The sequence below is a fragment of the Candidatus Neomarinimicrobiota bacterium genome (assembly GCA_041862535.1).
In the GTDB taxonomy this organism is placed as follows: domain Bacteria; phylum Fidelibacterota; class Marinisomatia; order SCGC-AAA003-L08; family TS1B11.
The window spans coordinates 1-4,840 of sequence record JBGVTM010000020.1 but is presented as its reverse complement, the minus strand read 5'-3'; the positions used below and the strand labels follow the sequence as shown (position 1 = coordinate 4,840).

The following is a 4,840-nucleotide window of genomic DNA, read 5'->3' as shown; positions in this document are numbered from 1 at the left end:
CGATCCCGCAGCATCGTCTCCCAGGGTGAATCCGGAACGGGGCGCTACTTGCGACCAGCCCACCACATAATCAATCGCAGGAGTAAAATAGCTCACCATGGATCTTACCCAACCCCGGCCCACCTGGCAATCCACATCGGTAAACAAAAGAATCTCCCCTCGGCTGTGATGTATCCCCGCGTCCAGCGCGCGTTTCTTATAGCTCAGTTGTTGGTCCCCAGAATAGGATTCTACCACCTTAAGCCGGCCGTCATTCTCAGCGGCCTCTTCAAGAACGGTCCTGGATCGCTCCGCCAGACCGTCATCCACAATGATGATCTCCAGCCTTGAGGAGGGGTAGTCCTGGGCCTGGAGCTGCCCCAGGAGCCGCGACAGGACCGGATCGCCGTTGCGGGCAGCTACAACAACCGATACCATCGGCTGCTCATCCGTCTGAGGCGGCTCGGGGCGGAACAGCCCCAGTAAAAACCACAACAGCGCCAACAGGTAGACGACCAGGCAGCCCTGGAAAATGATGAGCACCAGGTTCATCAAGATAAGGTGGTTACAGACCGAGCAGGCTCTTGGCTAAGAGGAAATAGATAAGCACGCCCAAAACGTCGGCGCTGGTGGTAACGAATGGACCGGTGGCTACCGCCGGATCTATATCCAGGCGCCGAAGAATAACAGGAACCAGAGTCCCCAGAAGAGTGGAGAGAAGCATGGTAAAGCAGATAGCCAGCGCCACTACGCCACCCAGGCGACTGGTACCGAAAATCCATGCCAGCGAGCCCAGCAACAGGCCGAAGAAAACACCCAGCAGCAGACCGATGCGCAGCTGTTTACTGATAAAGCGCCAGGTCTGGCTAATATTCACCCGACCTGTGGCCAGACCCCGTATGGTAATGGTACTGCTCTGGGTACCAATATTACCGCCCATGCCAATAATAACCGGGATAAAACCAGCCAGGATGATAACCTTGGCCAGCTCTTCCTTAAAACTGCTGATAACAAACATAGCCAGGATTCCCCCTACCCAGCTGGCCACGAGCCAGGGCAGACGCGACAGGGCGTTTTGAAGAACGGGCTTCAATAGAATCTCACGGTCCTTGCCCGCTCCGACCATTTTCAGGAAGTCCTCGGTAGCCTCCTCACGAATCACGTCCAAGATATCATCCACCGTGACTATTCCCAATATGACTCCGGCGTGATCTATCACCGGCACGGCCATGATATTGTAACGTGCTACGATGTGCGCCACCTCCTCCTGGTCGGTCTCCGGTGTAACCGCAATAACATCCGTTTCCATAATGTTGACCAGCTGTTTGCTGGCAGCATTCATTAGCAACTGGCGCAGCGAAAGCACTCCCCGCAGCTTGTTTTCCTCGTCCACTACATAGATGTAGAATGCCATCTCGGCTTCCTCGCTCAACTGCTGAACCTGCTGAATGGCCTCGCCCACCTTCAAGCTCTCATTCATGGCCAGGAAGTCAGGAGACATGATGCCGCCGGCAGTGTCCGGAGCATACTGGAGCAGCTCCTCCACCTCAGCGGCATCCTCCTTTTTCATAAGGGCCAGAACCTGTTCGCGGAGCTCATCAGGCAATCCGTCCAGTACGTCCGCCTGATCGTCGGTGGACATGGAGGTTACCGCTTCGGCAATCCGCCGCGGTGGAAGGATGGATATGAGCTCCAGCCGGATGCTCTCGTCAAGCTCACTCAAGAATTCGCCCATCCGCTCAGGCTCCTTGAGCATCTCAAAAATGTCGAGACGTTCCCGGGCAGTAAGGTGACGAAATATCCAGGCCAGCTCGGCCGGGTGGATTTTATTCAGGACTTTACCCAGCGCGGACCGGGCCTTGCGCCGATGCAGACGCCGAACCGTATCCAGCAGGACTAAACCTTCCGTGCCGATGAATTCTTGTCTCACTGCTTATCCGTATAACTGATCACGTCGTACTGGGTGATGAAGCCCGTGGGCCGGCCGTCTTTCAGCAATAGCACCCCTTGGTACTTTAAAAGCAAGGGGACTGCGTGGGCTACGCTCGCCGACTCATCCACTACAGGGAATGGCTCTTCCATCACCTCCTTAACCGGCTGGTCCAGCCTGGCAGTATCCTCCAGGCTCAACGCCAGCAAACTGCTTTCCCTGACGCTACCGATATTGCGGTGTTCGTCGAGGATCGGTAGCTGAGAAACGTTATGGCTCGTCATCCGATTGAGCACCTCCCGCACCGTCTCAGTCGGATTCGCACTTATGATATTGGGCAGCTCGGGACTCTTCATCTGACGCAGCTGACGCAGAGAAACCATCTCCCGGCTCAGCAGGCCCTTTTCCCGCATCCAGCCATCAGAGAAAATCTTGGACAGGTAGCGCTCCCCCGTGTCTGGGATAAAGGTGACCACCACCTGATCGGGACGCATCGCCGCGGCTACCTCCACCGCCACCTTCATATTGGCCCCCGCTGAGCCTCCACCAATTATCCCCTCTTCCCGCGCCATACGCCTAGACATCTGAAAAGATTCCCCATCACTGACGTTGACAATCTCATCCAACAACTCAATGTCCATAATCCCCGGGACCGCGTCCTCGCCGATACCCTCCACTAGATAGGGATGCCCCTCGATAATTTCGCCGGTCTCTTTATATATCTTAAAAATACTACCGTACGGATCGGCAGCCCATACCTTGATGTCAGGGTTCTTCTCCTTGAGATAGCCTGCGACCCCGGTGATGGTCCCACCAGTGCCCATAGAGGCCACCAGCGCATCAATCCGACCCTCCATCTGCTCCCAGATCTCCGGCCCGGTATTGTCATAATGGGCCTGGACATTGGAAGGATTCTCATACTGGTTGATTAGCACAGCACCCGGCGTCTCTGCGGCGATCCTTCGGGCCACCGAATAAAAGGAACGCGGATCATCGGGGGCAACGGCTGTGGGACAGATGACCAGCTCGGCCCCCATGGCCTCCATCAAACGCCGCTTTTCATCGCTGACCTTATCCAGCACGGCCAGGATGGCGTTGTAACCCCGCACGGCACACGCCATGGCCAGCCCAAAGCCCATGTTGCCGCTGGTAGCCTCCACCACCGTCCCTCCCGGCTTCAACCGGCCCTCTTTTTCATAATCATCGATGATACGCAGGGCGGCCCGGTCTTTGACGCTGCCCCCCGGATTGAAAAGCTCCAGCTTGGCCCACAATTCGGCCCCATCGGGATCAGCCAGCTTATTGATACGCACCATCGGGGTACGACCAATCAATTGCAGAATGTTATCGACCTTTTGCACGCGGAAACTCCTTCTTAGCGGTCATCTAACAACGGTTCAGGATTCTGGATCAGGAACGACCTGAAGCCGAGAATAACTATCAGGGCCGCCACCAGCAGCCATACCACTGATACATGCCCGCTGCGAGCGTACCAAGATAGTGAGCCTTCAGTGGCGTTCGCAAACCATATACCAAGACTATTATTGACAGCGTGTACTACGAAGGCGGGCCAGATGCTGCCCGTCCGCCAGGCTAGGTAGCCCAACACCATACCGAGCAGATAGATCTGCAGGCTCCACCAGGGATTGAAATGCAGGACCATAAAAAGCAGTGCGGAGAATATCACGGCCTTGGTAGCATCCCGATAACCAGCCTCAAGCTGCCCCTGGAAAAAGCCCCGGAAAACGATCTCCTCTACCAAAGGCGCGATAACCACCGCCCCCCCTACCACCAGCAAAGCTTCGGAGGTAGTACCGAAAGTAAGAAACTCCATGCCTCGAACGATATGGTCGGGTAGGGGAAAAACAAGTGCCATAAGTCGGTCCAATTCATCAATCAGAACCGCAACACCCAGGCCAATGAAAACCGTGTCGCGGAGGGTGACTGGTGAAACACTCCGCAGCCGGAAGGTGGCTATCAGTGGCAGTTGACGCCGTTGCAGTATAAATATCAAAGGAACCAGAATCAGGGATTCGCTGAGGATCACCGCCCAACGGGGTAAGTCAAGGTCGGGACTGGCGGGGTTGACCATACCCACCACGATAATGGCTGCAATGAACCCCCCGAATAACATCGAGCCAAGGGTAGCTAGAAATGCAAAACGGACCTGGCGGCGTCCGTCTTGCTTGGCTGTGTGCTCACTATCCCAATTCATAATATAAAAATTTAGACACCGGATTTATATTCGGCCAAACGAAAGCATTAACACCATCCCCCCATCTCCTGAGAGAATCCCCAAGCGCTGGTAAGCGGGGCAACTGCTTGCAGATATTCTTAGGTGCTCTCGCCTCCCTGCGCCTTTTTGAGGGTTGAGACACCAAGCAGCTTGTAAACAGGACAGAAGCTTGCCAGGCTGGTCAGCAGGAAAATAATGCCCAGTATGCCCAGTACCCAGGCCCAAACACCAGTCAGGGTACCCTCGAGAATTAGATAGATGAAAATAACTGCCAGCACCACCCGGATAATCCGGTCAATAGCACCCATATTTGAGGTCATGAGTCTTACTCCTCTGTTGATCGAATAAAAGCTTCAGGACAACCCTATTTATCTGACACAGCCAAACCATTCTATGCATTAGCGCCCCGCAGAAAACACCGACTGCAATCAGGTCCGGAAGCCTGATCGCCACCAAGAGCCTCCAGAGGGTTCTCTCACGGTTCGGCACCAATACAACAATATTAATTTACCAACACCAGAATGATATACCACTCCCGTATATTTCTGCGGGCTAAGGCCAAAAAAATCCCGCACAACCGACCACCCGCCCCTAATTTTCGCCCGAACTCTCACCCCAACTTCACTGGGAGAACACCCAATGCGTTTTAGCCGATATATAACCAGTATTCTAGCAACCCTATTCACCTGCTCAAT

5 protein-coding genes are annotated in these 4,840 nt (G+C 54.7%); all 5 read right to left on the bottom strand.

Going from position 1 to position 4,840, the window contains the following annotated elements; all coding sequences use genetic code 11:
• The coding region (locus ACETWG_00835) for a glycosyltransferase family 2 protein (GenBank protein ID MFB0515133.1) at positions 1-531 on the bottom strand (531 nt) is incomplete at its 3' end.
• 13 nt (positions 532-544) lie between these two features.
• On the bottom strand, positions 545-1,909 hold the full coding sequence (gene mgtE, locus ACETWG_00830; protein ID MFB0515132.1) for a magnesium transporter: 1,365 nt from the start codon (positions 1,907-1,909) through the stop codon (positions 545-547).
• Positions 1,906-3,270: a pyridoxal-phosphate dependent enzyme gene (locus tag ACETWG_00825; GenBank protein ID MFB0515131.1), complete on the bottom strand. Its 1,365-nt coding sequence runs from the start codon at positions 3,268-3,270 to the stop codon at positions 1,906-1,908. The genes mgtE and ACETWG_00825 overlap by 4 nt, the downstream gene beginning before the upstream one ends.
• A 14-nt stretch (positions 3,271-3,284) precedes the next feature.
• Positions 3,285-4,124: a lysostaphin resistance A-like protein gene (locus ACETWG_00820; protein MFB0515130.1), complete on the bottom strand. Its 840-nt coding sequence runs from the start codon at positions 4,122-4,124 to the stop codon at positions 3,285-3,287.
• Between the two features lie 119 nt (positions 4,125-4,243).
• On the bottom strand, positions 4,244-4,465 hold the full coding sequence (locus tag ACETWG_00815; GenBank protein MFB0515129.1) for a DUF2892 domain-containing protein: 222 nt from the start codon (positions 4,463-4,465) through the stop codon (positions 4,244-4,246).
• Positions 4,466-4,840: the final 375 nt, after the last annotated feature.